The following is a 24,967-nucleotide window of genomic DNA, read 5'->3' as shown; positions in this document are numbered from 1 at the left end:
TCCTCGCCTCAACGCCAGCTGAAGACCGGCGGGAAGGTGCAGCCGGTCACCTCTTCGCGGGCGGCAGTGCAGAACGCGCGTACCGCGGCGCGGACCGGTTCGGTCTCCTGACCGAGCACCTTGAACACCAGGCCGGCGTCGTTCGGCAGCCGGCTGACCGCGGTGGCCAGCGGTGTCTGCTCGTCCCACACCGGCGTCGCGGTCCGTTCGAAGACCCGGGCCGCCCGGTCCGGGTCGGTGAGCAGCACGACGTTGCCGAAGACGTGGAAGCGGTCCATCATCCCGATCCGCGACACCGGGAAGCGGCCGGGCGTGATGACGAACTTCTCGACGAACAGCGGCCGTCCGTCGGGCCGTTCGGCCCGCAGGGTGGTGGAGAACAGGTCGTACGCGAAGATCTCGCCGTCGCGGTAGTACTTGCGGCCGGGCTGGAGCACCTCGGCGTACAGCATGGTGGCGGTCTCCGGCAGCCGGACCACGGTGTCGGAGACGAACCGGCTGCGCCGGAACGGGATCACCGGCTCGGGCAGGAACTCCAGGTAGGCGTCCTCGGCCAGGGTGAAGCTCTGGGCCTGGGTGCCGTAGTTGGCGTCCATCTCCTGGATCTTGGTGGCGGCCTGGGTGACCAGGTGCGCCTGCGCGCCCGGCCCCAGGTCGACGTCCATCCGCAGCCGGTCGCCCTGGAGCACGCCGCCGGAGGTGGTGAGGATCATGACGCAGGGCAGGCCCGGCATCTCCTCGTCCCAGTACAGCGCGCGCTGCACCAGCAGCGGGGACTGCCGGAAGACGTCGCGCATGATGGTCCGGTCCTCGCGCCGTTCGAACCCCAGCCGGAGGATGCCCACCTTGCCGTTCGCGGCGGCCGGCAGCTGCGCCGGCTGATCCTGGTACGGCGCGAGTTCCCGGACGGAGTCCAGAGTGGTCATGCGAGGACTTCGGCGTCGAAGAGCGCGTTGCGGCGGACCAGGTCCACCAGGTCGTCGATGCCCTCGCCGGTCTTGCAGTTGGTGAAGACGAACGGCTTGCCGCCGCGCATCAGCTCGGCGTCCCGGGCCATCACGTCCAGGTCGGCGTCGACGTACGGGGCCAGGTCGGTCTTGTTGATCACGAGGATGTCGGACTTGGAGATACCCGGGCCGTTCTTGCGCGGGATCTTGTCGCCGGCCGCCACGTCGATCACGTAGATGAAGTAGTCGACCAGCGCGGGGCTGAAGGTGAGCGTGAGGTTGTCGCCGCCGCTCTCGATGAGCACGACGTCGCTGTCCGGGAACCGCGCCTCCATGTCCTCGACCGCGGCGAGGTTCATGCTGGGGTCCTCGCGAACAGCGGTGTGCGGGCAGGCGCCGGTCTCCACGCCGACGATGCGTTCCTCCACCAGCACGCCGGTCAGGGCGCGGCGGACGTGCTTGGCGTCCTCGGTGGTGACCACGTCGTTGGTGATGACCAGGATGCGCAGGCCCTGTTCGACCAGGCGGGGCACGACGGCCTCGATGATGGCCGTCTTGCCGCTGCCCACCGGGCCGCCGACGCCGATCCGACTCGCTGATTTCATTTCCGAAAGCCCTTCAGGTGGGTGAGCGCTCAGCTCATGAACATCCGTACGTGTGCGTGCTGGTGCGCGCCGGCCAGCACGTCGAGGTGCGGCGCGAAGCTCTGCATGTCGTCGAGCCCGGCGGTGCGCACCTCCTCGTAGTCCTCGCCGACCCGCTCGTTGACCGCGAAGAGGATCGACTGGGTGTCGAGGTGGTCCACCCGCATGAGCCGGACCGCCGCGCCGAGCACCATGGAGGCCGCGCCGTACTGGTGGGCGGCGAACGCGTCCGCCTCGCCCACGCCGAGTTCGGCGAAGAGCACGCCGAGCGCGACCGGGTAGGTGACCGGGACGCCGCCGCCGCTCTCCGCGACGCGCTTGCGCAGCAGGGACTCCCCCACCACCCGTTCGGCGGCCTCGGCCAGCTTGCGCCCCATGCGGACGGTCATCGTCCGCGTCTCCTCGTTGATCTTGCGCAGGTGTACGGCCTCGTCGGCCGCCCGGATCCGGTCGAGGTCACCGGCGCGGGCGGCGCGGTGCGCCACGAGCAGCGCCACCCCGTCGCCGGTGGCGGCGGCGCGCGTGACGGTACGCACGAACTCCTGCAACGTGGTCCGGTCGTGCACCGCGCCCTGCTCGACCGCCGTCTCCAGCCCGTTGGAGAAGGAGAAGGCGCCGACCGGGAAGACCGAGTCGCCGAACTGGAGCAGTTTCAGTGCCTCGGTCACCGTGGACACCCCGGCCCCTCAGTTCAGGTCGGCGGGCAGGTGTGTGTGCGGGGTCGAGTCGGCCCCGCCGAACAGGCGCCGCGACTCGTGCGGGGCCAGGTACGCGATGATCTCGGTGCCGGGCATGAACTCGTGGGTGAGACCGGTGAACGCGTGGGTCCGCATCACCGAGTCCATGACCTTGCGGTCCACAGTCAGCGGGACGTACATCTTGGTGCCCTTCACCACCGCCGGCCAGTGCTGGTTGCCGATCGCGTGGCCCAGTTCGACGGCCGAGCGGATCACCATGTCCAGCGACTCCCCGTGCAGCGTGTCGAGGTGCACGACCATCACCTCGCCGAGCGCGATCCGGGCCACCACCGCGGTCGCGGTGGCGTCGTCCCAGGCCAGCACGTCGCCGTCGCGCAGCCGTACGCCGCGGGCCAGGGACAGCGCCAGTTCGGTGCCGAGGCTTGTGGTCCGGCGCAGCCGGCTCTTCTGGGCGTCCCACTGGTCGAGGACCAGGTCGTCGACCTTGGCCTCCCGGAGCCGCTCGGTCCAGGCCGGCTCGTTCACGTTGCCGAGTACCGTTTCGACGAGCATGTGTTCTCCTTTCACGCGACCCCGCCACCGGCCCGGCCGGGGGCGGGCACCGCGCCGGGTCAGCTGAAGAAGTAGAGCTGGCTGAGGGGGAGGTTCTTGGCCGCCGGCACTGTCGCGTGCACGCCGTCCATCTTCACGGCGAAGGTCTCCGGGTCGACTTCGAGCTTCGGCGTACGGTCGTTGCGCACCATGTCGCGCTTGGTCAGGTTGCGGCAGCCGTAGACCGGCATGACCTGCCGTTGCAGACCGAGCTGTTCGGCCACCCCCGCCTCGTGCGCGGCCCGGGACACGAACGTCACGCAGTTCTTGGCGACCTGGGAGCCGGTGGCGCCGAACATGGGCCGGTAGTAGACCGGCTGCGGGGTGGGCAGCGACGCGTTCGGGTCGCCCATGATCGACCAGGCGATCATGCCGCCCTTGAGCACCATCTTCGGCTTCGTGCCGAAGAACGCGGGCTCCCAGAGAACCAGGTCGGCGAGCTTGCCGGGACTGACCGAGCCGATGACGTGCGAGACGCCCTGGGTGATGGCCGGGTTGATGGTCATCTTGGCGACGTAGCGCAGGACGCGGAAGTTGTCGTTGGCGTCGGAGTCCTCGGCCAGCTTGCCGCGGACGTTCTTCATCTGCCCGGCGAGCTGGACGGTGCGCAGCCAGGTCTCGCCCACCCGGCCCATGGCCTGCGAGTCGCTCTGCATCATCGAGATGACGCCCTCGTCGAGGAGCACGTCCTCGGCGGCGATGGTCTCGGTGCGGATCCGGCTCTCCACGAAGGCGACGTCCGAGGGCACCTTCGGGTTGAAGTTGTGGCAGACCATGATCATGTCGTACAGCTCGGACTGGCTGTTGATGCCGTACGGCACCGTCGGCGTGGTCGAGGCGGGCAGCACGTTCATCTGGCCGGCGACCTTGATGATGTCCGGCGCGTGCCCGCCGCCGGCACCCTCGGTGTGGAAGGTGTGGATGGTCCGGCCCTCGAAGGCGGCGATGCTGTCCTCGATGTAGCCGCTCTCGTTGAGCGTGTCGGTGTGGATGCTGATCTGGACGTCGTACTCGTCGGCGACGGCCAGGCAGGACCGGATCACCGCGGGCGGCGCACCCCAGTCCTCGTGGATCTTGAAGCTGGGCACCCCGGCCATGATCTGCTCGACGAGCGGCGCCCGGCCACTGCTGTTGCCCTTGCCCAGCAGGCCGATGTTGATCGGCAGGTTCTCGAACGACCGCATCATGTTGTGGATGTTCCAGGGACCGGGCGTGATGGTGACGCCGTTGGTGCTGTCGGTGGGCCCGGTGCCGCCGCCCCAGAGGGTGGTGACGCCGTTGCTGAGCGCGGCGTACACCTGCTGCGGGGTGACCAGGTGGACGTGCGCGTCGATGCCGCCGGCGGTCAGGATCAGGTGCTCACCGGAGATCGCGTCGGTGCCCGGACCGGTCACCAGGCCCGGGGTCACCCCGTCCATGATGTTGGGGTTGCCGGCCTTGCCGATCCCGGCGATCCTGCCGTCCTTGATCCCCACGTCCGCCTTGACCACGCCGAGCAGCGCGTCCACGACTGTCACGTTGGTGATCACCAGGTCCACCACGCCCTCGGCGCTCGTGGCCTGGCTGGCACTGCCCATGCCGTCGCGCAGGGTCTTGCCACCGCCGTACATGACCTCGTCGCCGAGGACCCGCAGGTCCTTCTCGATCTCGATGTAGAGGTCGGTGTCACCCAGACGGATCTGGTCGCCCGTGGTCGGGCCGTATATTCCGGCATATTCCTGCCGTGAGATCTGACTCATGCGTTGTCGCTCCAGCTCTGGCGCGTCGAAGGATTGCCGGCTACTTGTCGCCCTTGCCGCTCTTGTCCTGGCCCTTGCCCTGACCCTTGCTCTGGCCCTTGCCCTGGTCCTGCTGCTGCGACGTGGTCTTGAAGCCGCGCGTCTGGGCCTGGTGGAGCGCCTCGGCCCGGTCCGGCCGGTAGCCGGGGATCGGCCCGTCGCCGGTCCAGCCCTGGACCAGGCCGTTGAAGCCGTACACCCGCTGGGAGCCGCCGTACGGGACGAGCTGGACGGTCTTGCGGTCGCCGGGCTCGAACCGGATCGAGGTCGTGGCCGGGATGTTCAACCGCTTGCCGAACGCCGACGGACGGTCGAACTCCAGGAAGCGGTTGGCCTCGAAGAAGTGGAAGTGGGAGCCGACCTGGATGGGCCGGTCACCGGTGTTGTGCACGACCACCTCGGTCACCGGCCGCCCGGCGTTGAGCTCCAGAGGTTGGTCGCTGAGCTTGTAGCCGCCGATGGGCCGAAGGTGCTTGGAGTTCGGTCCCGGGTGTTGCTTCGCCATGTCGCCCCCGCTCTGCCGGAGACCGTGGCCTCCGGTCGTGCTCTACTGGATGGGTGAGTGGACGGTGATCAACCGTGACCCGTCGGTGAAGACCGCCTCGACCTGGAGCATCGGGATCATGTCCGCCACGCCGGGGATCACGTCGTCGGCCGTGAGCACGTGGCTCGCGTCGTTCATGACCTCCTCGACGGTCTTGCCCTCGCGCGCGCCTTCGAGCGCCGCGGCGCAGATGACCGCCACCGCCTCGGGGTGGTTGAGCTTGACCCCGCGCGCCTTGCGGGCGTTTGCCACCATCGCCAACGAGTGGATCGTCAGCTTGTCGAATTCCTTCGGCGTGAGATGCACTTCGCGATCCCTTCGTCCGCACCTTATGTACGGTTTCAGCTATTGCGTCACGGTAAGAGCGGTTTGGTCCGCCCGCAGCCCGTTCAGGGAGATTTCAGGAACCGGTGTGGGCCCGCTCGCGCCGGTGGTAGTCGGCGACCCACATCTGCTGGATCTGCTCCAGCGTCCGGCCCTTGGTCTCCGGCAGGTAGCGCCGGACGAACAGGAAGCCGAGCACGCACAGCCCGGCGAAGAGCGCGAACACGCCCGACCGGCCCAGCGCGTCGAGCAGGCTCAGGAAGAACTGCGTGATCAGGTACTCGGTGCCCCAGTGGGTCGCGGACGCGATCGCCACGCACCGGCCGCGGATCGGACCGGGATAGATCTCGTTGATCACGGTCCACGCGCCCGGCCCGATCGACACCGCGTAGAACGCGACGAAGAAGACCACTCCGACCAGCAGGAAAAGGCCCGAGGTGGTGATCCGGCCGTCGCCGCGCCCGGTGCCCGCGCCCAGGAAGCTGACGCTCACCACGGCGAGCGAGACCGCCATCCCGGCCAGGCCGACCAGCAGCAGCGGCCGGCGGCCGACGCGGTCGAGCAGGCCCACCGCGACGAGCGCGAACGCCGCGTCCACCGCGCCGATCGCCCAGGTGGTCGCGGAGAGCTGTGCCTCCGGGGTACGGAATCCGGCCGCCGAGAAGATCGAGTCGGCGTAGTAGATGATGCCGTTGATCCCTGTCGTCTGCTGGAACAGCGCCAGCCCGACGCCGAGCGCGAGCGGACGCCGCCACTGCGGTGACAGCAGCTCCCGCCAGCTCGCCGTGCGGCCGTGCAGACTCTTCTCGATCTCGCCGAGGCGCTGCTCCACCCGCTGCTCGGGAACGGTCCGGCGCAGCGACTCCCGGGCGCGGCGCCGGTCGCCCCGCTTGAGGTACCAGACCGCCGAGTCCGGCACCACCACTGTCACCAGGATCAGCGCCACGCCCAGCACGACCGCCGCGCCGAGCAGGTAGCGCCACGACTCGCCGCCGGTGAACAGCTCGTCCGCCAGGTAGCCGATGAAGATCGCAAAGGTGGTCGAGAACTGGTAGACCGCGAGCAGGCCGCCGCGGATCCGTTCCGGCGCCGCCTCGGCCGCGAACATCGGCCCGGCGACCGAGGCCACGCCGATGCCCACGCCGAGCAGCAGCCGCGCGCCGAGCAGGGCGCCGATGGTCGGCGCCGCAGCCTGCACGATCGTGCCGACGACGTACGCCCCGGCGGCGACCCACAGCGCGCCCCGCCGGCCGATCCGGTCGGCGAGGTGACCACCGGCGAGCGCGCCGGCCAGCGCGCCGAGTGTCACCCAGCTCGCCGCCACCTCCACCTCGAAGGTGTCCACGTCGAACGTGTGCCGGATGTCGTGCAGCGCGCCGCTGATGACGCCCTGGTTGTAGCCGAAGAACGCGCCGGACAGGACGACGATCGACACGATCGCCACGAGGTTGTGGCGGGGCGGCCGGCCGGCCGCGCGTCCGCTCGCCGCCATGTCACCCCGTCCGCCGGCGACCGCCCACCGAAACGGCCGAAAACCTACATATGCGACATATAGTAGGTTCGCCGCAGCGGCCCGACAGCGAAACGATGACGCTGCCGTGGTCGCTTCTGCACACGGACGGGGGAAGGGTGAACCGGTCGGCGCCGTACGGCCCCGCGGACTCCTACCGCGAGTTCCGGCACCCGCTCGCAGCGCTCGTACTCGCCGTCGTCACCGCCGGCGCGCTGGACGCCTTCGCTTTCCTGCGGTACGGCGCGTTCGTCGCCAACCAGTCCGGCAACGCCATCTTCCTCGGCATGGGACCGGCCGGCGGGCACCCCACGTGGCCCGTCTCGGCGGCCTCGATCGTCGCGTTCGCCACCGCCGCCGGGCTGGTGAATCTGCTCCGCCGCCGAACCCGGCCGACGGTGGCGCCGCTCGTCGACATCGCGGTCACCGAGGCCGCCATGATCGTCTGGGCGGTGCTCAACCTGGTGCTCGCGTACGGCCGGCACGGCACGGCGTCCCGGGTGCTGCTCGCCGCCGCGGGCGCGGTAGCCATGGGCAGCCTCACCACCCTGGCGAGCCGGACCGCGGGCATCGCGACGCCGATCACGTACCAGTCGGACACCACGACGAAGACCGGTGAGCGGGCCGCCCGCTGGCTGCTCGGCCCCACCGCGGGCCGGGGCCGGGCCCGGCGGGGCACCCTGCTCGGACTGCTCGCCCTGGTCAGCTACAGCGTCGGCGGCGCGGTCGGCACACTCGCCCAGCACCGGCCTCGCTGGGTGCCGCTGTGGGGGACGCTCGCGCTGGCCGTGCTGATCCTGCTGCTGCGCCGGCACCGGCGACCAGGACCGGCGTCGCGGCCCGGCTGAGCGTCAGTCCGCCTGGGCGTCAGTCCGCCTGGGCGTCAGTCGGCCTGGGCGGCGAGTTCCCGCGCCCGGTCCCGGGCCGCCTCCAGCGCCGCCAGCATGGCCGCGCGTACGCCGTGGTTCTCCAGTTCGCGGATCGCCGAGATGGTGGTGCCCGCCGGCGAGGTGACCGCCTCGCGCAGCTTCACCGGGTGCTCGCCGGAGTCACGCAGCATCACCGCCGAGCCGATCGCGGTCTGCACGATCAGCTCGTGCGCCACCTGGCGCGGCAGGCCGAGCAGGATGCCCGCGTCGATCATCGCCTCGACCAGGAGGTAGAAGTAGGCCGGGCCGGAGCCGGACAGCGCGGTGACCGCGTCCTGCTGCGACTCGGGCACCCGGACGGTGGCGCCGAGCGGGGAGAACATCTCCTCGGCCAGGGCCAGGTGCTCGCCGGTGGCGTACGCGCCCGCCGAAATGGCGCTCATCGCCTGGTCGACCAGCGCCGGGGTGTTCGTCATGACCCGGACCACAGGGGTGCCCTCGGGCAGCCGGCGGTTGAAGAAGGCGGTCGGCAGACCGGCGCAGAGCGAGATGACCAGCTTGTCGGCCGGCACCTTCGGGCCGATCTCGTCCAGTAGCGCGGCGGCGTCCTGCGGCTTGACCGACACGGCCAGCACCTCGGCCTCGGTCACTGCGGTCAGGTTGTCCACCACCCGTACGCCGTAGCGGTCGGTCAGCTCCTGCGCGCGCGCCGGCCGTCGCGCGGTGGCGAGCAGCCGCTCCACCGGCCAGCCGGAACGCAGCAGCCCGGAGAGCATCAGCTCACCGATCTTGCCCGCGCCGATCACCGCGACCGTGTGCCCGCCCACCCGTGCCCCCTTCTCCGACTGTTAAAAGGGGGCCCCTGCTATGCACGAGGCGTTAAGCGGGGGCCCCTCCTTACACATCAGCTGCCGAAGAAGACCTCGGCCTCGGCGTACCGCTCCAGCGGCACGGTCTTCAGCTCGCGGGTGGCGTCGGCGAGCGGGACGCGGACGATGTCCGTGCTCTGCATCGCGACCATCTTGCCCCAGTCGCCCTCGTGCGCGGCGTCGATCGCGTGCAGGCCGAGCCGGGTGGCCAGCACCCGGTCGAACGCGGTCGGCGTGCCACCGCGCTGGATGTGGCCGAGCACCACGGTGCGGGCCTCCTTGCCGGTCTTCGCCTCCAGCTGCTCGGCCAGCCACTGGCCGATGCCGCCGAGACGGACGTGACCGAACGCGTCCAGCTCCTGGTTGTGCAGCACCATCTGGCCGTCCAGCGGCTGGGCGCCCTCGGCGACCACGACGATCGGGGCGTACTGGTGCTGGAAGCGCTTCTCGACGTAGCCGGCGACCTGCTCGACGTCGAACTGCCGCTCCGGCAGCAGGATCACGTTGGCGCCACCGGCGAGACCGGCGTGCAGGGCGATCCAGCCGGCGTGCCGGCCCATGACCTCGACCACGAGCGTGCGGTGGTGGCTCTCCGCCGTGGTGTGCAGCCGGTCGATCGCCTCCATGGCGATGTTGACGGCGGTGTCGAAGCCGAACGTGTAGTCGGTCGCACCGAGGTCGTTGTCGATCGTCTTCGGCACGCCGATGACGTTGACGCCCAGCTCGTGCAGCTTGGTCGCGACGCCGAGCGTGTCCTCGCCGCCGATCGCGATCAGCGCGTCCACGCCCTGGGCGGCGAGGTTGTCCTTGATCCGCTCCACGCCGTTCTCGATCTTGAACGGGTTGGTGCGGGACGAGCCGAGGATGGTGCCGCCACGGGGCAGGATGCCGCGCACCTCGGCGATGCCGAGCGGCTTGGTCAGGCCCTCGAGCGGGCCCTTCCAGCCGTCGCGGAAGCCCACGAACTCGTGACCGTAGGTGGCGACGCCCTTGCGGACCACCGCCCGAATCACCGCGTTGAGACCTGGGCAGTCGCCGCCGCCGGTGAGCACGCCGATACGCATGATCTGCTCATCCTCCTGGAGCATCAGGTGAAGCCCGGATAAGCCCCAGGATATGTGTCAGATCAGACCATCGGCGCCGTTGCCGGCCCGGGGCGGGCCGTCACTGCGCACTGTAGTCGGCGCAGGTGTACGCCGGCACCGCACCCCGGGCCGTTCCGGACGGCGGACGGGCTACCCGTCAGTAGCCGACCTCGTGGTTCTCCCCCGCCTTCGGCGGCTTGCCGGTCACCGCCGCCTTGGCGAAGCCGAGCAGGTTGACCACGGTGCTGCCGGGCGAGTCCCAGTACTCCGCCGACCCGGCGTGCACCTTGATCAAGGTGATCCCGGGCGTGTCCAGCCCGTCCGGGAACCACGCCTTGAGCAGCGGGCTCCACAGCTCCTTCGCCCGGCCGGCGTCCCACTCCTCGGTGGCGGTGCCGGCCACCGACACCCAGGCGTGGTGACGCTGGTCGGAGAAACCGACGTTCACCTGCGGGTTCACCCGGATCTGCCGGACCTTCGCCGAGTCGGCGTACGCGAAGAACCACAGGTCGCCCTCGAAGTCCGCCTCCTGCAACCCCATCGGGCGGCTGACCAGACGCCCGTCCACGCCGGTGGTGGTGAGCAGGCAGATCCGGGCGTCCCGGATCAGCTCGGTGACCCGGCGGCGGGCGTCCGCGGCGTTGGTCGGCTCATTGCTCATGGGGCACTCCTGTCTCGGATCGGCGCAGATGCCGCTCCGGTGCCCTGGGCGGAACCGGTCAAACCTCCCGCGCGGTCATCGCCCGCCACCGCGCCAGGTTGTGCCGGGCGTCGACCAGCGCGTCGTGCCGGTCGGCCTCGGCGTCCGGCAGCCGGGGGCGTCCCCGGTCGTCCCAGAGCTGACGCAGCTCCTTGGTGAAGCGGGGGATCTCCCGCGGCAGCGCCGGCATCGCGCCCCAGAGCTGGGCCAGCACGACGTGGTCGTAGGCGGCGTACCAGGCCCACAGCTCCAGCTGCTCGCCCGGCCGGTCCCGCACCGGCTCCAGCAGGAACTCGTGCAGGTCGTCGCGGATGCGCGCGCGGGAGCGCCAGGCCCGGTCGGCCGGCGACGGGAGCTTGTCCAGCACGTTGCGCCGCACCCAGGGCACCGCCCGGGAGTCGTCGAACTCGGTGGAGACCGCGTAGAACTCGCGGCCGTACTCGTCGACGACGCCGATCGACACCAGGTCGACGATGCGGCCGTCCTCGATGAATTCGCAGTCGTAGAAATAGCGGTAGACCATCGCCCCCATCCTCACCCATCACCGGCATGCGCCGGTCGCCGGGGCGTCCGCCGAGGTCGGCGGGCGTGCCGTCGGCGGCCGGGCATGGTCACGGAAGTGTTTCCGGGGGTGTACAGCACGCGACGAGAGCGTCATGATCTGATGTGTACCGCCGTCGGGCGCCGAACCGGTTGAGCTGCCTCGTACCGGGACTGACAGCTTCACCCGGTGTGCGAGTCGTGACTTCTGACCGGGGAGGGGTTGAGCCGTGGAGTCTCGCCTGCCGGAGCCGGGTGACGCGCTCACGGGTGTGGAGATGTTCGCCGGGCTTGAGCCGGAGGTGCGGCAGCGTGTCATCGCCGCGGCCGTACCGCGCACCTACCGCAAGGGCCAGCTGCTCTTCGTCGAGAACGACCCCGGCGAGTCGCTGATCGTGCTGCGCCGCGGCGCGGTCGCGGTGTTCCGCACCGCCCCGACCGGCGAGCGCGCGGTGCTGTCGGTGATCCGACCCCCGGACGTGCTCGGCGAGGTGTCCCTGTTGGACGCCTCCACCCGCTCGGCGTCGGCCGAGGCGATCGAGGACTGCGCCGCGCTCGCGCTGTCGCGGCCCGCGTTCATGGAGCTGGTGCACTCCAACCCGCGCATCCTGGACGCGGTGATGCGCTCGCTGGGCCAGCTGATCCGCCGGCTCACCGAGCAGAACGCCGACCACGTCTTCCTCGACCTGCCCGGCCGGGTCGCAAAGACGCTGGTCCGGCTGGCCGGCGAGAGCCAGGCCCCGATGATCACGATCGAGCTGAACCAGAGCCAGCTCGCCGAGATGGCCGGCGGTTCCCGGCAGAGCGTCAACCAGGCCATCGGCTCGTTCGCCAGCCGGGGCTGGCTGCGGACCGAGGGACGCCGCATCGTGGTCACCGACGTGGCGGCGCTGCGCCGCCGGGCCGGCATGAACGACCGCTGACACGACGACGGCGGGGGCCGGCGGTCGTCCCGCCGGCCCCCGCCGCGTTCGTCGTACGCCCGTTAGTCGTACGCCCGGTCAGTCGTTCGTGGTGTCGGCCGGGGGCGAGCTCGGCCCCGGGCCGATCTTCGACGGGTCGGTCTTCTTCGGCGGGGTCGTCGTGGTGGTCGTGGTCTCGGTCGATCCGCTACCCGCGGGCTGCTCCACCATGCCTTTTTCCTCCAGTTCGGCGAGGGTGACAGCGTCCACGTCGACCGTGTCACCGACGGCCCACACCGTCCCCCGTGGATCGGTCCATGAGGCGGACAGCCGGACGTGCACGGCAATCTCCCTGTCGACGGGACTTCCTGCTAGGGGAGACTAGACCCGGCCGAACAGCCGTGACGTCCCGCCGACCCGTCGGGTACCCGACTGCGCGGCCGCGCGGGACACTGGGGACCTCACGCGTACGGAGCCGGACATCGACCTCACCTGTGGACACTGCGCCCGGACCGCCGGGCCGGACGACCGTTTCTGCGGTGGGTGCGGCCGTCCGCTGGCCGCGGCCTGCCCAGGCTGCGGCCACGCCAACGACAGCGGCGCCAACTTCTGCACCAACTGCGGTCAGCCGCTGCGCGACCACGCGGTCACTGTGCAGGAGGACCGCCGCCAGGTCAGCGTGCTCTTCATCGACATCGTCGACTTCACGACATACGCCGAGCGGGCCGACCCGGAACAGGCCCGCAGCCTGCAACAGGTCTACTTCGCCACGGTGCGCCGGCTGGTGCACCAGTACGGCGGCGTGGTGGAGAAGTACATCGGCGACGCGGTCATGGCGTTGTTCGGCGCGCCGGTGGCCACCGACAACGACGCGCTGCGCTGCGTACGCGCCGGGCTGGAGCTGCAACGCAGCCTGGCCCGGCAGCCGGCCGGACCGCATCCGCCGCTCGGGTTCCGGGTCGGCATCGCCACCGGCGAGGCCCTGGTCGACCTGGCCGCGGCGCGCGACGGCGGCCAGGCGTTCGTCACCGGCGACGTGGTGAACACCGCCAGCCGGTTGCAGGGGCTCGCCCCGGTCGGCGGCGTGGTGGTCGACGAGAGCACCTGGGCGGCCACCCGGCGCGAGATGGAGTACGACGACCAGCCACCGGTGACGTTGCGCGGCCGGTCGTCGGTGAGCCGGATCTGGCTGGCCGTACGGGCGCGGCCCCGGCGCGACGGGCAGACCGCCGAGCTGACCCCGATGGTCGACCGGGACCACGAGCGGGGCCTGCTGGTCAGCGCGTTGCACCGCACGCTGACCGAGCGCACCTCGCAGCTGCTCACCGTCTTCGGCCCGGCCGGGGTGGGCAAGAGCCGGCTGCTGCGCGAGCTGGCCCGGCACGCCGCCAGCCTGCCCGGCACCCGGGTCACCTGGCTGACCGGCCAGTGCCCGCCGTTCGGCGAGAACGTCACCTACGCGGCGCTGGCCGACATCGTCCGGAGCTGGGCCGGGCTGACCGGCGCCGACGACCCGGCCACCATCCGGGACCGGCTGCGCGAGCGACTGGGCCACCTCGCCGACCCGCACGCGATACGGCTGGCCGAGGCGCTGGGCCCGCTCGTCGGCGTCTCCGGCGAACGGCTCACCTCGGCCGAGACCGAGGCGGCGTGGCGGCGCTTCCTGCTCACCCTGGCCGCGACCGGCCCCACGGTGCTCGTCTTCGAGGACATGCACTGGGCCGACGAGGCGATGCTGTCCTTCGTCGAGCAGCTCGGCGCGGCGGCCCGCAACGTGCCGCTGCTGGTCGTCGCGACCGCCCGGCCGGAACTGCGCGAGCGGCACCCGGCCTGGACCGGCACGATCAGCGGGGCGATGTCCATCTCGGTGCCGCCGATGCACGACGGGGACATCGACACGCTCTACTCGCTGCTGCTCGGCCAGGCCACGCTGCCGCAGGACGCACGGGCGCCGCTGATCGAGTTCGCCGACGGCAACCCGCTCTACGCCCAGGAGTACGCGCGGATGCTGCTCGACGGCGGGCTGGCCGAGCGGACCGCCGGGCTGGCGCTCGTCGACCCGGCCGGGGGCGCCGAAATGCCGCGTACCGTGCAGGCGGTCATCGCCAACCGGCTGGACCTGCTCGACCCGGCCGACCGCGCGGTGCTCCAGGCCGCCTCCGTCGTCGGCGTGCAGTTCTGGGCCGCGCCGGTGGCGCTGGCGCTCGGCCGCCCGGCGGAGTGGGTCGAACGCGCGCTGCACCACCTCCAGCGCCGTGACCTCGTCTACGAGCTGCCCGTGTCGACAATGCCCGGACAGGCGGAGTACCGGTTCCGGCACGTGCTGGTCCGGGACGTCTGCTATCAGCGGCTGCCCCGGGCCGAGCGGGTCGCCCGGCACCAGCGCACCGCCGACTGGCTGGAGCAGCTCGCCGACGGCCGGCAGCACGACCTGGCCGAGGTGCTGGCCAACCACAGGTGGGCGGCGCACGAGATCGCCCGTACGGTCGGGCTGGACCAGACCCCGCACGCCGCCGCGACCCGGTCCGCGCTGCACCGGGCCGCACGCCGGGCGTACGACCTGCACGCGCTGGAGACCGCGGCCACGCTGGTGGACCGCGCGTTGAGCGTGGAGTGCGGTCCGGACCCGGCGCTCGAGCTGTTCCAGGCCGAGCTGGCGTTCTACCGGGACCGGGACGGCTTCCTCGACGGCGGCGGGACGGCGCTGCTCACCACCCTGGCCGGCCGGCTGGCCGGCGCGGGTGACCGGCCCGGTGCGGCGAAGGCGTGGCGGCTGCTGGCCACTGCCGCCTTCGCGCGGGCCGACCGCTCGGAGTTGATGCGCTGCCTGGACCGGGCGATCGGGCTGCACGCCACGCTGCCGGACAGCGAGGACAAGGTGGGCGTGCTGCTGGAGCTGGCGCGGGCGCACATGCTCGACGCGGAGACCGAGCCGGCGTGCGTGGCCGCGCGCACCGCCGCCGAGCTGGCCGAGCGGCTGGAGCTGCGCGAGGCGCGGGCGAACGCGCGCATCACGCTGGCGGTGGTCCGTTACCAGGCCGGCGCCGAGGAGGCGTACGCCGAGCTGGCCGACGTGACCGAGGAGTGCCGGGTGGAGCGGCTGACCAGCCGCCGCCGCGCGGTGCACAACCTGGCCTGGGTGCTCCAGGAGGAGGGCGACCTGACCGGCTCGGCCCGGCTGGTCGACGAGCAGCGCTCGCTGGACCTGGCCGGCGAGCACGCCCTCACGGTGAGCTTCAGCGACCAGTGGGCCCGCTCGTACTACAGCGGGGACTGGACGTCGGCGCTGCGGATGGCCGAGGGGTCGACGCGGCGCCCGACCGACGAGTGGGACCTGCACATCGTGGCCGTGTCCGGCTGGATCCGGGCGCTCGGCGACGACCCGGCCGGGCCGGGCACCGGCGAGGACCTGGTGGACCAGGCGCTCGTCGCGGCCCGGCGCAGCGGCTTCCAGCGCGTGCTGCGCTCCACGCTGGCGCACGCCGCGCTCTGCCGCGCGGTGCAGGGCCGCCGGGACGAGGCGATGGCGCTGCTGACCGAGCTGGACGAGGACTGGCGGCAGACCAAGATGATCCCGTTCGCCGAGTGGGTGCCGGCGGTCGGTCACGTCGCCGCGCTGCTCGGCGGCGACGCCGCGGTGCTGGTGCGCGACCTGCTGGCCCACGCGCCACGGGTGACCCGCTGGGCACGGGAGGCCGGGCGGGCGGCCGAGGCGGCGCTGGCCCGGGGCGACGGGGACGCCGCGCGGGCGGGCCGGCTGCTCACCTCCGCCGCCGAGGGGTACGCGGAGATGACCGACGTCACCGACCAGATGATCGCGTCCGCGCTGGCGGTCGGGCCGCTGACCGAGGCGGACCCGCCGGCCGCGGCGGCGACGCTGGCCCGGGTACGCGCGTTCGCCGGCCGGCACGCCGCCACCGGGCTGCTCCGGATCGCCGGGGCGGGCTGAGGTCAGGCCGGGACCGGCTGCCCCACCGCGGTGCTCTTGGCCTTCTGGGCGTACGTGTCGACGTACTCGCGGCCGGACAGCTCCATCAGCTCGTACATGATCTCGTCGGTGACCGCCCGCTCGACGAACCGGTCGCCGGCCATCCCGGCGTAGCGGGAGAAGTCCAGCGGCGGGCCGAAGCGGATCCGCACCCGGCCCAGGTTCGGGACGATCTGGCCGGTGGGCTGGATCGCGTCGGAGTTGAGCATGGCCATCGGGACGACCGGGGCGCCGCTCTCCAGCGCCAGCCGCGCCACGCCGGTCTTGCCCCGGTAGAGCCGGCCGTCGGGCGACCGGGTGCCCTCCGGGTAGATCCCGGCGATGCCACCGGCGCGCAGCACGGAGAGCTGGGTGTCGAGGGCGGCCCGGGCGGCCCGTCCGCCGGAGCGGTCGACCGGAATGGTGCCGGAGCCGACGAAGAACATCTTGGTGAGCCGGCCCTTGAGGCCCTTACCGGTGAAGTATTCGGCTTTCGCGATGAATGTGACTTTTCGCTTGACGATCAGCGGTGTGAAGATCGAATCCGAGAAGGAGAGGTGGTTGCTGGCCAGGATCACCGGCCCGGTCTCCGGAACGTGCTCCAGCCCTTCGACCTGCGGGCGGAAGATCAACCTCAGCAGTGGGCCGAGAACGACGTACTTCAGCAGCCAGTACAGCACCGGCGTCCTTCCCGTGTCGGTGGCGGCGGACGGGTCGCCGCGTGGCCCCGGAGGCGCCGGCGGCGCCCACGGGAGTCCGGGAAGAGGGTACGAACGACGAGCGGCACGCCACAACGCACTCCCGGAACCGGGTGCCGACGTGTCACGATTCAGGGCACGGGCAGGGATCGGCGAAGGGGGTGTCCGGTGTCAGGGGGCGGGCCCCGTCGGGGACGACGGGACAACGGGCTCGACGCGGCCGAGTACGCGATCGCGGGCGACGTCGATCCACGCGTCGGCGAGCACCTGCTCGACGTGCTCGCCGCCGGTGGCATCGCGGCCTACCTCCAGCCCTCGGCCGACCTGAACCCGGTGACCCGCACCACCACCGTCCCGGCCCGCCCGGTCGACCGGCTCTACGTCGACAGGTCGCACCTGACCACCGCCCGCGACTACCTGACCCAGCTCGCCGACGAGGGCGGGGGCGACCCGCCGCGCGCCGACGAGCCGGACATCGAGGCCGAGTGGGCGAAGATCGTCGCCGGTTTCCACACCGCGCCGAGCGCCGGCAGCCACCCCTGGCCCGCCGCCGAGGACGTGGACGACCCGCCCGCGCCGGGCACCGCCGCCGGCGGCCGGGCCGAGGAGCCCGCCGGCCCGACCGCCACCGACGTGCGCCGGCTGCCGTACGCCGCCGACGTCTCCGGTGTCTCGCTCAGCCGGGACCGGCACGACGAGCCCTCGCTGCTCGACGGCCTGGACACGTTCGGCGCGAACCTGCCCGACGAGGCGTCGGACGAGGAGCACTACACCCCGCCCCCGCCGCCCCCGCTGCCCCGCTTCTCCAAGTACGCGGTGCTCGGCGTGGCCTGCATCGTGCTCGGCTTCCTGCTGTTCCTGTCCCCCACCGTGGTGTCGCTGGTCGACCCGTCGGTGGTCACGCTGCTCGGCTTCACCGGCATCCTGGCCGGCTTCGTCATGCTGATCTGGCGGCTGCGCCCGGGCGACCGGGACGACCACGACCCGGACGACGGCGCGGTCGTCTGACGGCGCACCGGACGCTGCCCGGATGGCGGGACGCCGCCCGCCCTGGGCGGGGGCGTAACAAGCGTGTAACTTACAGTCAGTAGGAATAGGCCGAACGTCACGTCCCGCACCGGCTGTCCGGCTTGCGACTCCTCCGGGTTGCCGGTCCCCTGCTGAGCGGAATGCCCGAGATGCGACAGAGCCCCCTCGTGGTGGTGGCCAACCGCCTCCCCATCGACGACAGCGTGGCGCCCGACGGCGCCTTCGAGTGGCGCCGCAGCCCCGGCGGCCTGGTGAGCGCCCTGCACCCGCTGCTGCGGCACACACCCGCCACCTGGGTGGGCTGGGCCGGCGGCACCGGTCCCGCGCCCGACCTGCCGGACGTGGACGGCGTCCGGATGCACACCGTGCCGCTGAGCGCCGAGGACTTCCGCGACCACTACGAGGGCTTCGCCAACGCCACCCTCTGGCCGCTCTACCACGACGCCGTCGAGCAGCCGGAGTACCACCGCCGCTGGTGGGAGGCGTACCAGCGGGTCAACCAGCGGTTCGCCGAGGCCGCGGCCCGGGTGGCCGAGCCGGGCGGTCTGGTCTGGGTGCAGGACTACCACCTCCAGCTGGTGCCGGGTCTGCTCCGCGAGCTGCGCCCCGACCTGCGGATCGGGTTCTTCCTGCACGTGCCGTTCCCGCCGCCGGAACTGTTCATGCAGCTGCCCCGCCGGGCCGAACTGCTGCGCGGCATGCTCGGCGCCGACCTGGTCGGCTTCCAGCGGGCCCAGGCCGCGCACAACTTCGCCCAGCTCGCCGCCAAGGTGCTCGGCCTGCCCGCCACCGACCGGCGGATCGGTGTGGACGGCCGGGTGGTGCGCATCGGCGCCTTCCCGGTCGCCATCGACACCGCCGAGATGTCCGCGCTCGCCGCCCGCCCCGAGGTCGCCGAGCGGGCCCGCCGGCTGCGGCAGGACCTCGGCCGGCCCGAGCAGGTGATCCTCAGCGTCGACCGGATGGACTACACGAAGGGCATCGAGCAACGCCTCAAGGCGTACCGGGAGCTGCTCGCCAACGGCGACATCAAGGTCCGCGACACGGTGCTGGTCCAGGTGGCGGTGCCCAGCCGCGACCGGGTGGCGCAGTACCAGATCCTCCGCGACCGGGTGGAGCACCAGGTCGGCCGGATCAACGGTGAGTTCGGCCGGGTCGGCGAGCCGGCGATCCACTACCTCACCCAGCCGTTCGACCGCGCCGAGCTGGTGGCGCTCTACCGGGTCGCGGACGTGATGGCGGTGACGCCGCTGCGCGACGGCATGAATCTGGTCGCGAAGGAGTACGTGGCGGCCCGGGTCGACGGCACCGGCGCGCTGCTGCTGAGCGAGTTCGCCGGCGCCGCCTCCGAACTGGAGCAGGCGTACCTGGTCAACCCGCACGACCTCGACGGCCTGAAGCAGGGGCTGCTGGCCGCGCTGCGCGCCGGCCCGGAGGACGTCGCGGCCCGGATGCGCGCGATGCGCGAACACCTGGCCCACAACGACATCCACGCCTGGGCGGCGTCCTACCTCAGCGCACTGGAGGAGAGCGGAACGCTCGTCGGCCGCCGCCCCGCCACCCGGTGACCCGAGCCCCGGCGCTCACCCCTGGGCGGGCGCCGGGTCCTTGTCCAGCCAGTCCAGGATCGCGTCGATCGGCTCGCGCCAGCGGGCGTCGAGCATCAGGTCGTGCCCCATGCCGGGGAACAGCAGCGGCGCCGAGGCGTATCGCCGGGCGGCCCTGGTCAGCGCCGTGGCCGGCAGCACCCGGTCGTCCGGGCTGCCGAGCACCAGCACCGGCGGGCGGCCCACCGCAGGCTCCGGCGACCGGCCGGTCAGCAGCTGCCACTGCGCCCGCCGCCCGGCCCGGCCCAGCCGGGCCAGGTGCCGCCGCGCGTCGGCGTCCGGCAGCTCCCGGCTGAACAACTGCCGCCGGTTGAGTCGCAGTCCGGCGCCGAAGACCGCAGGCACCGTGCCGACCGGGTTGCGCCGCAACGCCGTCCCGAACGTCCCCCAGCCGCCGAGCACCGGCGCCACCAGCACCGCGGCCCGCGCCGGGTAGCGGGCCATCGCGTGCGCCACGACCCGGGCGCCGGCGCCGTGCCCCACCAGCACCGCCTGCCGCGGCAGGCTCGCCGCCACCTGCGTCACGTCATGGGTGTACGACCGCAGCGTCGCCTCCGGCGCCGGCTCGCTGCCGCCGTGCCCGCGCAGACTCAGCGCGTACGCCGGGAAGCCGCGACCGGCGGCGTGCCCCAGCCAGTGCTCGGCGAACGCCCACGCCCCGTGCCCGAACCCGGGCACGAACAGCAGCGGCGGCTTCGCCTCCTCCCGCTCCGGCAGGGCGGCGAGCACCTCGCGGCGGGCGGGCCGCTCCGGGCGGGCCCACTCCCAGGACCGGACCACCCGCACCTGCTCGGCCGCCGTCATTTACCCTCCTCCAGCTCGTGCAGCGCCCGCTGGAGCGCGCGCAGGTAGTCGGCGTGCCCGACCTCGAACCAGTGCCGGGTGCTGTCCTTGACCTTCGCCGAGTACCGCTCGCCCAGGCCGGCCCGGACCTTGCGGTCGAACGCGGCGGCCCGCTCCGGCCGGGTGGCGCGCAGCGTGAGCAGCCGGGCGAACAGCACGCTCTGCCAGTGCGAGATCGGGAAGATGCCGGAGTCGGGCTGCACCAGGCCGACCACCGCGAGCGTGGGGTGACCGGCGGTGAACGCGTTGAGCCACAGCCGGGGCCGCCCGGAGCCGTCCTCGTCGCCGAGCACCCGGCCCTTGAGGAACTCGAAGCGCGGCAGGTAGCCGGTGGCGAAGACGACCAGTTCCGGGTCTATCCGGCGGCCGTCGGTCAGCTCCACCGCGCGGTCGTCGAACCGGGCCACGTCCGGCACCGGGGTGACCTCGCCGTGGCCGACGTAGTAGACGAGCTGGCTGTTGGCGATCGGGTGCGTCTCGTAGACCCGGTGGTCCGGTTTGGGCATGCCGAACCGGGTCAGGTCGCCGACGGTCAGCCGCAGCGTCCAGTGGTAGAGCCACTGCCGTACGCGCAACGGCACCCGCAGCGCCAGCAGCGTGTCGTTCACCTGGTCGGCAGGGCGGCCGAGGACGTACTTCGGGGCGTACCAGTAGCCGCGGCGGGTGGAGTGCCAGCAGTGCGACGCCTGCTGGGCCGCCTCCACCGCGATGTCGCAGCCGGTGTTGCCCGCGCCGACCACGAGCACCCGCTTGCCGCGCAACTGCGCCGGGTCCTTGTAGGACGAGGCGTGCATGACCTCGCCGCGGAACTCCTCCAGCCCCTCGTAGCGGGGCAGCTTGGGCGACCAGTTGTGGCCGTTGGCGAGCACCACGGCGGCGTACCGGGAGGTGCGCTCGGGGCCGTAGCCGCCGGTGCTGCGCGTGGTCACGTCCCAGCGGTCCCCCTCGACCGGCTCGACGCGGACCACCTCGGTGCCGAACCAGACGTGCTGGCGCAGGTCGAAGTGGTCGGCGTACCGCTCGAAGTAGGACAGCAGCTGGCTGTGGTGCGGGTAGTCCGGCCAGTCGTCGGGCATCGGGAAGTCGGGGAACTGGGTGAACGGCCGGGACGAGATCAGGTGGGTGCTGGCGTACACCGGGCTGCGGTCGTGCCGCCAGTTCCAGGCGCCGCCGACGCCGGTCTCCCGCTCGTAGCAGTCCACGCCGAAGCCGGCCTCGCGCAGGTTCTTCACGGCGGTCAGGCCGCTGGCGCCGGCGCCGATCACGCAGACCGTGTCGCCCCGGTCGGAGACCGGGCGGTCGTCGCGGACCGGGACGTCCGTCCGGTCCGGATCGGGGCGGCCGGGGTCGGTGGAGGAGGACACCGCGAATTCTCCTTTGTGCGGCACGCGTGCCGGGTCGGAGCGAAATCCTGCCGAGAATGCCCGCCGTTGTCCAGCCACCGGATCCGGCACCCGGCGCCCGCCCGGCTCCCCTGACTCAGCGTCACCGCAGAGCCGGTCACCGAACGTGAGTGGATCGGCGGCGCGGGAGGCGTACCCTCTTTGGCCCTTTGCTCTGCAGCCACGGACGCAGCACCCCCGGGAGCTGCGCCGATGTCTCGCGGCCGTCCGGCCGGGACACGGCCCACCGGTCACGGCGGGTAGCGGGTGCGTATATGGCGGCAGAGCAAAGGCGGCGAAGCGGTGGTCCTGCCGGCCGTCGGGCACCTGACCGTGCGTCACGGCCCGGCGGTCCGGCCGCTGCCCAAGCGCGGGCGGACGCGGCGCAGGCGTTGGGCGCTGGCGGCCCGCCGGGCACGGTGCGGCCCGGCGGTCCTCGCCGGTCAGGCGGTGGGCAGCAGCAGGTCGACCAGGACCGGGAAGTGGTCGCTGGCCCGGCGGGCCGCCGGCGTGTCCACCACGTCGTAGTCGACCACCGTGATCCGGGGGTCGACGAACAGCGCGTCGATGCGGCGGCGCGGGTCGGCGCAGGAGAACGTGTGCCGGTCGGCCCGGTCGGCGGCGAGCGCCGTGTCGGTGAGCCCTTCGGCGAGCGTCTGCCAGGCCGGCCCATCCGGGCCCTCGTTGATGTCCGCGCCGGCCACCACGGGCAGCGTGGACGCGGCCAGCTCACGCTTGAACGCCGCCGCCTGGGCGGGCCGCTCGGCCGGGTCGGTGGACAGGTGCGAGCCGGCCAGCAGCACGTCGACGCCGCCCACACGGCAGTGCGCATACGCGGCGCCGCGCATGTGCCGTCCCGGCGTCAGCGGGTACCGCTGGCAGCTGGTGTCGACGACCCGCAGCCGCAGGCTGGTCAGCAGCACGTTGCCCAGCGACGGCAGGCCACCGGCCGCCACCACCATGCCGAACGACTCGGCCAGCGCGGCGGTCTTCTGCCGCCACCGGAACCGGCGCGGTCCCTCCTGGACGATCACCACGTCCGGGGCTGCCGTCCGGACCACCTCGGCCAGCGCGGCCGTGTCGTCGCGCTGGCTGTGGATGTTGTACGACACGACCCGCAGCGGCACACCCGCATCAGTCATGTCAGATCCGCCGGGCCAGGTCGGCGGCACCGATCACACCGGCGGTGTTGCCCAGCTCGGCCGGGCGCACCTCGGCGACGGGCAGGCGGCTGCGCTGGGCCAGCGCGTCGGCGAACGACCGCCGGGTCGGGCCGAGCAGCAGGTCACCGGCGTCGATCACGCCACCGCCCACCACCAGCACCTGCGGGTCGAGGATCTGCGCCATGTCGGCGAGGCTGGTGCCGAGCCAGCGGCCGACCTGGGCGAACGCCTCGGTGGAGACCGGGTCGCCGCCCTTCGCGGCGGCGGTCACCATCGGACCGGTGATCGTCTCGGCCTCGCCCCCGGCCAGCTCCAGCAACGCGGCCGCCCGATGCGGCTCCTGCCGGGCGGCGGCGCGGGCGAAGCGGACCAGCGCGCTGCCGCTCGCGTACTGCTCGATGCAGCCCAGCCGGCCGCAGCCGCACTGGTGGCCGTCCGGCACGGTGAGCATGTGGCCCAGCTCGGCGGCGATGCCGTTGGCGCCGCGGACCAGGCCACCGCCGAGCACGATGCCGCCGCCGACACCGGTGCCGATGGTGAACATGACCATCGAGTCGTCGGCGTCGCGGGCCGCGCCGTAGCGGAACTCCGCCCAGGCGGCCACGTTCCCGTCGTTCTCCACGATCACCGGCAGGCCGGTGGCGTCGCCGACGTACGTGCGCAGCGGCTCGTCCCGCCAGGCCAGGTTCGGAGCGAACAGCACGGTGGAGCGGGAGGCGTCGATCCAGCCCGCGGCGCCGATGCCGACCGCCTCCACGGCGTGACCGGCGGCCAGTTCGGTGACCACCTCGATGATGACGTCGCGGGTCTTGGCCACGTCGTCGGCGGGGGTGTCCCGTCGCGTCTGCACGAGTACCGTGCCGGCGTCGTCCACGACACCGCCGGCCACCTTCGTGCCACCGACGTCGACTCCGATGGTCAGCGTCACCGCTGCCACTCCCCTCTGCTGTGCTGCCCGGGGACCGGCCGAACCGGCCGTACGGTCCCGGGATGTCCGGTGGTCAGGCCCCGTCGCCTGGTGCGTCCGCGCCCACCTCTCCGGACGCCCGCGAGGCGGGCACCACGGGACGGCCGGCCGGTGTCCGGCTCGTGTCCGGCTCCGGCGGCCCGGCGGCGTCGGCGGTGGCACCCGAATCGGCCGCGCCCTCCCCCCGGGTGGCGGCGGACCACACGTCCTGCTCGGGTGCCGGCTGAGAATCATGCCCGGTACGGGTCGCCTCGCGCCACACGTGGTCCCCGGATCCGGCCGGTGCGGCGGTGCCGGCGTCGGCGGTTCGCTCCGGCTCGGCCGGGGTGAACGCGCGCAGCAGGCTGGCCACCCCGGCCGCCAGGTCCCCGGCGCCGGTGGCAAGCCGCTCGGCGAACTCGGGACTTGGATCCCGCAACGCGGCGATACCGCGACAGACGGGGCAGACACAGCATTCCGGCGAGCCGGTGGCGAAACCGGCGAGCGCGGGCGTCTCCGGAGCGGGGCCGGCGCCGGGCGGGGTGTGACCGAGGACACCGGAGAGGATCCCACCGAGCGGACCCCAGGCGCCGGAGCCGGGTGCGGCGGCGGCCATCTTCGCGCCGGCGAGCAGTGTGGCGACGAGGCGCTCGGCCTCTTCCCGGGCCGAACCCGGATCAGTGGTGCCCATGGTTCGGCTCCTCCAGCGTGACTACCGGGACGACGGTCGGGTCATTGCGCCGCACCGGGTGCTTCTACCCGGCGCTTGAGCTGCTTCAACGCCGCGTCCATGATCATTTTCTCGGCCTTGCGGCGGAACATGCCGAGCATCGCCACGGACAGCTCCACCTCAAGGGTGTACGTCACCGTGGTCGTCCCGTCCGGGTTGCCCACCAGGTCGTACGACCCGCGCTGGGAGCGCTGCATCTTCGACGGGGCGACCAGGTGCCACTCGATCCGGGAGATGTCCTCGGCGTACTCGTAGGCCAGCACGTACTCGTCGGCCATCACGCCCGCGTCGAGGGTGAACCGGACCTGGCTGGCGTAGCCGTCCTCGTACTCCTCGATCACCTCGGCCCGGCGTACCGCCTCGGCCCACTCGGGATAACTCGGGAAGTCGCAGATGACGGCCGCCACCCGGTCCGGTGACGCGCCGACGATGATCGACTGGGTGGAGGAGTCCGCCATGTGGGGAGGCTACCCGGCCGCCTCCCGGCCGGTCCCGCTCCACCCGCCGGACGGCGTCCCACCAGCCGGGCGGGCAACCTCCCTGGCAGACCCCCCGGGGTGTGCGGGTAGGTTTCGACAGAGCCGACCAGGCCGGCCCCCGC

At 72.5% G+C, this 24,967-nt stretch carries 25 protein-coding genes; 5 read left to right on the top strand and 20 right to left on the bottom strand.

The annotated features are described in order from the left end of the window. Positions 1 to 8: 8 nt before the first annotated feature. The 8 genes from FHX31_RS06350 to FHX31_RS06315 all read right to left on the bottom strand — a co-directional run bounded on the left by FHX31_RS06350 (position 9) and on the right by FHX31_RS06315 (position 7,018). Complete coding sequence (locus tag FHX31_RS06350) at positions 9 to 926, bottom strand: urease accessory protein UreD (RefSeq protein ID WP_184975427.1); 918 nt, start codon at positions 924 to 926, stop codon at positions 9 to 11. Further along, positions 923 to 1,552, bottom strand: a complete 630-nt coding sequence (gene ureG, locus FHX31_RS06345; RefSeq protein WP_013287653.1) for an urease accessory protein UreG — start codon at positions 1,550 to 1,552, stop codon at positions 923 to 925. The genes FHX31_RS06350 and ureG overlap by 4 nt, the downstream gene beginning before the upstream one ends. Positions 1,553 to 1,581: 29 nt before the next feature. Beyond that, positions 1,582 to 2,259 carry an urease accessory protein UreF gene (locus tag FHX31_RS06340; protein ID WP_223201363.1) on the bottom strand — a complete coding sequence of 226 codons (678 nt, stop codon included), beginning with the start codon at positions 2,257 to 2,259 and terminating at the stop codon, positions 1,582 to 1,584. Positions 2,260 to 2,277: 18 nt separating this feature from the next. Then, a complete protein-coding gene (locus tag FHX31_RS06335; RefSeq protein ID WP_013287655.1) occupies positions 2,278 to 2,841 on the bottom strand; it encodes an urease accessory protein UreE in 564 nt (187 codons plus the stop codon). A 59-nt stretch (positions 2,842 to 2,900) separates the two neighbouring features. Further along, on the bottom strand, positions 2,901 to 4,619 hold the full coding sequence (locus FHX31_RS06330) for an urease subunit alpha (RefSeq protein WP_184975424.1): 1,719 nt from the start codon (positions 4,617 to 4,619) through the stop codon (positions 2,901 to 2,903). Between the two features lie 40 nt (positions 4,620 to 4,659). Then, on the bottom strand, positions 4,660 to 5,163 hold the full coding sequence (locus FHX31_RS06325) for an urease subunit beta (RefSeq protein ID WP_030273923.1): 504 nt from the start codon (positions 5,161 to 5,163) through the stop codon (positions 4,660 to 4,662). Positions 5,164 to 5,205: 42 nt separating this feature from the next. Further along, the gene (locus tag FHX31_RS06320; protein WP_013287657.1) at positions 5,206 to 5,508 is read right to left on the bottom strand and encodes an urease subunit gamma; all 303 of its coding nucleotides are present in this window, start codon (positions 5,506 to 5,508) and stop codon (positions 5,206 to 5,208) included. Positions 5,509 to 5,602: 94 nt separating this feature from the next. After that, positions 5,603 to 7,018 carry a sugar porter family MFS transporter gene (locus FHX31_RS06315; protein ID WP_013475746.1) on the bottom strand — a complete coding sequence of 472 codons (1,416 nt, stop codon included), beginning with the start codon at positions 7,016 to 7,018 and terminating at the stop codon, positions 5,603 to 5,605. A gap of 137 nt (positions 7,019 to 7,155) precedes the next feature. Between FHX31_RS06315 and FHX31_RS06310 the strand changes: the two genes are divergently transcribed. Further along, positions 7,156 to 7,884: a YoaK family protein gene (locus FHX31_RS06310; protein ID WP_236619233.1), complete on the top strand. Its 729-nt coding sequence runs from the start codon at positions 7,156 to 7,158 to the stop codon at positions 7,882 to 7,884. 35 nt (positions 7,885 to 7,919) lie between these two features. Here the strand turns inward: FHX31_RS06310 and proC are convergent, their stop codons facing one another. The 4 genes from proC to FHX31_RS06290 form a co-directional block, all read right to left on the bottom strand. Then, positions 7,920 to 8,732: a pyrroline-5-carboxylate reductase gene (proC, locus tag FHX31_RS06305; RefSeq protein ID WP_091050175.1), complete on the bottom strand. Its 813-nt coding sequence runs from the start codon at positions 8,730 to 8,732 to the stop codon at positions 7,920 to 7,922. A 77-nt stretch (positions 8,733 to 8,809) separates the two neighbouring features. Then, positions 8,810 to 9,838: a 6-phosphofructokinase gene (locus FHX31_RS06300; RefSeq protein WP_030273929.1), complete on the bottom strand. Its 1,029-nt coding sequence runs from the start codon at positions 9,836 to 9,838 to the stop codon at positions 8,810 to 8,812. A gap of 178 nt (positions 9,839 to 10,016) precedes the next feature. Beyond that, positions 10,017 to 10,520 (bottom strand): pyridoxamine 5'-phosphate oxidase family protein, encoded by a 504-nt coding sequence (locus FHX31_RS06295; protein WP_013287662.1) that lies wholly within the window; start codon positions 10,518 to 10,520, stop codon positions 10,017 to 10,019. Positions 10,521 to 10,578: 58 nt separating this feature from the next. Continuing rightward, positions 10,579 to 11,082 carry a polyadenylate-specific 3'-exoribonuclease AS gene (locus FHX31_RS06290; RefSeq protein ID WP_013287663.1) on the bottom strand — a complete coding sequence of 168 codons (504 nt, stop codon included), beginning with the start codon at positions 11,080 to 11,082 and terminating at the stop codon, positions 10,579 to 10,581. A 247-nt stretch (positions 11,083 to 11,329) separates the two neighbouring features. Here FHX31_RS06290 and FHX31_RS06285 point away from each other — a divergent pair, with 247 nt between their 5' ends. Then, positions 11,330 to 12,022, top strand: coding sequence for a Crp/Fnr family transcriptional regulator (locus FHX31_RS06285; RefSeq protein ID WP_013287664.1), 693 nt, complete (start codon positions 11,330 to 11,332; stop codon positions 12,020 to 12,022). Positions 12,023 to 12,100: 78 nt separating this feature from the next. Here the strand turns inward: FHX31_RS06285 and FHX31_RS06280 are convergent, their stop codons facing one another. Beyond that, positions 12,101 to 12,343, bottom strand: coding sequence for a hypothetical protein (locus tag FHX31_RS06280; protein WP_013287665.1), 243 nt, complete (start codon positions 12,341 to 12,343; stop codon positions 12,101 to 12,103). Between the two features lie 139 nt (positions 12,344 to 12,482). Between FHX31_RS06280 and FHX31_RS06275 the strand changes: the two genes are divergently transcribed. Next, the gene (locus FHX31_RS06275) at positions 12,483 to 15,950 is read left to right on the top strand and encodes an ATP-binding protein (protein ID WP_184977753.1); all 3,468 of its coding nucleotides are present in this window, start codon (positions 12,483 to 12,485) and stop codon (positions 15,948 to 15,950) included. Positions 15,951 to 15,952: 2 nt separating this feature from the next. Here FHX31_RS06275 and FHX31_RS06270 read toward each other — a convergent pair whose 3' ends face one another. Further along, on the bottom strand, positions 15,953 to 16,648 hold the full coding sequence (locus FHX31_RS06270; protein WP_123110985.1) for a lysophospholipid acyltransferase family protein: 696 nt from the start codon (positions 16,646 to 16,648) through the stop codon (positions 15,953 to 15,955). 186 nt (positions 16,649 to 16,834) lie between these two features. Between FHX31_RS06270 and FHX31_RS06265 the strand changes: the two genes are divergently transcribed. Together FHX31_RS06265 and FHX31_RS06260 are read left to right on the top strand one after the other, a co-directional pair. Continuing rightward, complete coding sequence (locus FHX31_RS06265) at positions 16,835 to 17,674, top strand: DUF308 domain-containing protein (protein ID WP_013287668.1); 840 nt, start codon at positions 16,835 to 16,837, stop codon at positions 17,672 to 17,674. Between the two features lie 170 nt (positions 17,675 to 17,844). Continuing rightward, positions 17,845 to 19,263, top strand: a complete 1,419-nt coding sequence (locus tag FHX31_RS06260; RefSeq protein ID WP_013287669.1) for an alpha,alpha-trehalose-phosphate synthase (UDP-forming) — start codon at positions 17,845 to 17,847, stop codon at positions 19,261 to 19,263. A 15-nt stretch (positions 19,264 to 19,278) separates the two neighbouring features. Here the strand turns inward: FHX31_RS06260 and FHX31_RS06255 are convergent, their stop codons facing one another. The 6 genes from FHX31_RS06255 to FHX31_RS06230 all read right to left on the bottom strand — a co-directional run bounded on the left by FHX31_RS06255 (position 19,279) and on the right by FHX31_RS06230 (position 24,824). Further along, positions 19,279 to 20,106, bottom strand: coding sequence for an alpha/beta hydrolase (locus FHX31_RS06255; RefSeq protein WP_145751774.1), 828 nt, complete (start codon positions 20,104 to 20,106; stop codon positions 19,279 to 19,281). Then, positions 20,103 to 21,509, bottom strand: a complete 1,407-nt coding sequence (locus FHX31_RS06250; protein WP_013475736.1) for a flavin-containing monooxygenase — start codon at positions 21,507 to 21,509, stop codon at positions 20,103 to 20,105. Before FHX31_RS06250 ends, FHX31_RS06255 begins: the two co-directional genes overlap by 4 nt. 461 nt (positions 21,510 to 21,970) lie before the next feature. Then, a complete protein-coding gene (locus FHX31_RS06245) occupies positions 21,971 to 22,669 on the bottom strand; it encodes an endonuclease/exonuclease/phosphatase family protein (RefSeq protein ID WP_013287672.1) in 699 nt (232 codons plus the stop codon). A 1-nt stretch (position 22,670) separates the two neighbouring features. Further along, positions 22,671 to 23,618, bottom strand: coding sequence for an ROK family glucokinase (locus FHX31_RS06240; protein ID WP_013287673.1), 948 nt, complete (start codon positions 23,616 to 23,618; stop codon positions 22,671 to 22,673). Positions 23,619 to 23,691: 73 nt separating this feature from the next. After that, a complete protein-coding gene (locus FHX31_RS06235) occupies positions 23,692 to 24,327 on the bottom strand; it encodes a hypothetical protein (protein WP_013287674.1) in 636 nt (211 codons plus the stop codon). 41 nt (positions 24,328 to 24,368) lie between these two features. Further along, the gene (locus FHX31_RS06230; protein ID WP_013287675.1) at positions 24,369 to 24,824 is read right to left on the bottom strand and encodes an SRPBCC family protein; all 456 of its coding nucleotides are present in this window, start codon (positions 24,822 to 24,824) and stop codon (positions 24,369 to 24,371) included. Between the last annotated feature and the right edge of the window lie 143 nt (positions 24,825 to 24,967).

This window comes from Micromonospora sp. CNZ286, from assembly GCF_014207755.1.
This window is presented reverse-complemented; position numbering and strand designations above follow the sequence as displayed.

Excerpts from the sequence above, each read along its gene's own strand:
- FHX31_RS06330 (WP_184975424.1), bottom strand. The coding sequence starts at position 4,619 with ATGAGTCAGATCTCACGGCAGGAATATGCCGGAATATACGGCCCGACC.
- FHX31_RS06230 (WP_013287675.1), bottom strand. The coding sequence starts at position 24,824 with ATGGCGGACTCCTCCACCCAGTCGATCATCGTCGGCGCGTCACCGGAC.
- FHX31_RS06245 (WP_013287672.1), bottom strand. The coding sequence starts at position 22,669 with ATGACTGATGCGGGTGTGCCGCTGCGGGTCGTGTCGTACAACATCCAC.
- FHX31_RS06335 (WP_013287655.1), bottom strand. The coding sequence starts at position 2,841 with ATGCTCGTCGAAACGGTACTCGGCAACGTGAACGAGCCGGCCTGGACC.
- FHX31_RS06325 (WP_030273923.1), bottom strand. The coding sequence starts at position 5,163 with ATGGCGAAGCAACACCCGGGACCGAACTCCAAGCACCTTCGGCCCATC.
- FHX31_RS06315 (WP_013475746.1), bottom strand. The coding sequence starts at position 7,018 with ATGGCGGCGAGCGGACGCGCGGCCGGCCGGCCGCCCCGCCACAACCTC.
- FHX31_RS06300 (WP_030273929.1), bottom strand. The coding sequence starts at position 9,838 with ATGCGTATCGGCGTGCTCACCGGCGGCGGCGACTGCCCAGGTCTCAAC.
- FHX31_RS06295 (WP_013287662.1), bottom strand. The coding sequence starts at position 10,520 with ATGAGCAATGAGCCGACCAACGCCGCGGACGCCCGCCGCCGGGTCACC.
- FHX31_RS06255 (WP_145751774.1), bottom strand. The coding sequence starts at position 20,106 with ATGACGGCGGCCGAGCAGGTGCGGGTGGTCCGGTCCTGGGAGTGGGCC.
- ureG (WP_013287653.1), bottom strand. The coding sequence starts at position 1,552 with ATGAAATCAGCGAGTCGGATCGGCGTCGGCGGCCCGGTGGGCAGCGGC.
- FHX31_RS06235 (WP_013287674.1), bottom strand. The coding sequence starts at position 24,327 with ATGGGCACCACTGATCCGGGTTCGGCCCGGGAAGAGGCCGAGCGCCTC.
- FHX31_RS06290 (WP_013287663.1), bottom strand. The coding sequence starts at position 11,082 with ATGGTCTACCGCTATTTCTACGACTGCGAATTCATCGAGGACGGCCGC.
- FHX31_RS06260 (WP_013287669.1), top strand. The coding sequence starts at position 17,845 with ATGCGACAGAGCCCCCTCGTGGTGGTGGCCAACCGCCTCCCCATCGAC.
- FHX31_RS06350 (WP_184975427.1), bottom strand. The coding sequence starts at position 926 with ATGACCACTCTGGACTCCGTCCGGGAACTCGCGCCGTACCAGGATCAG.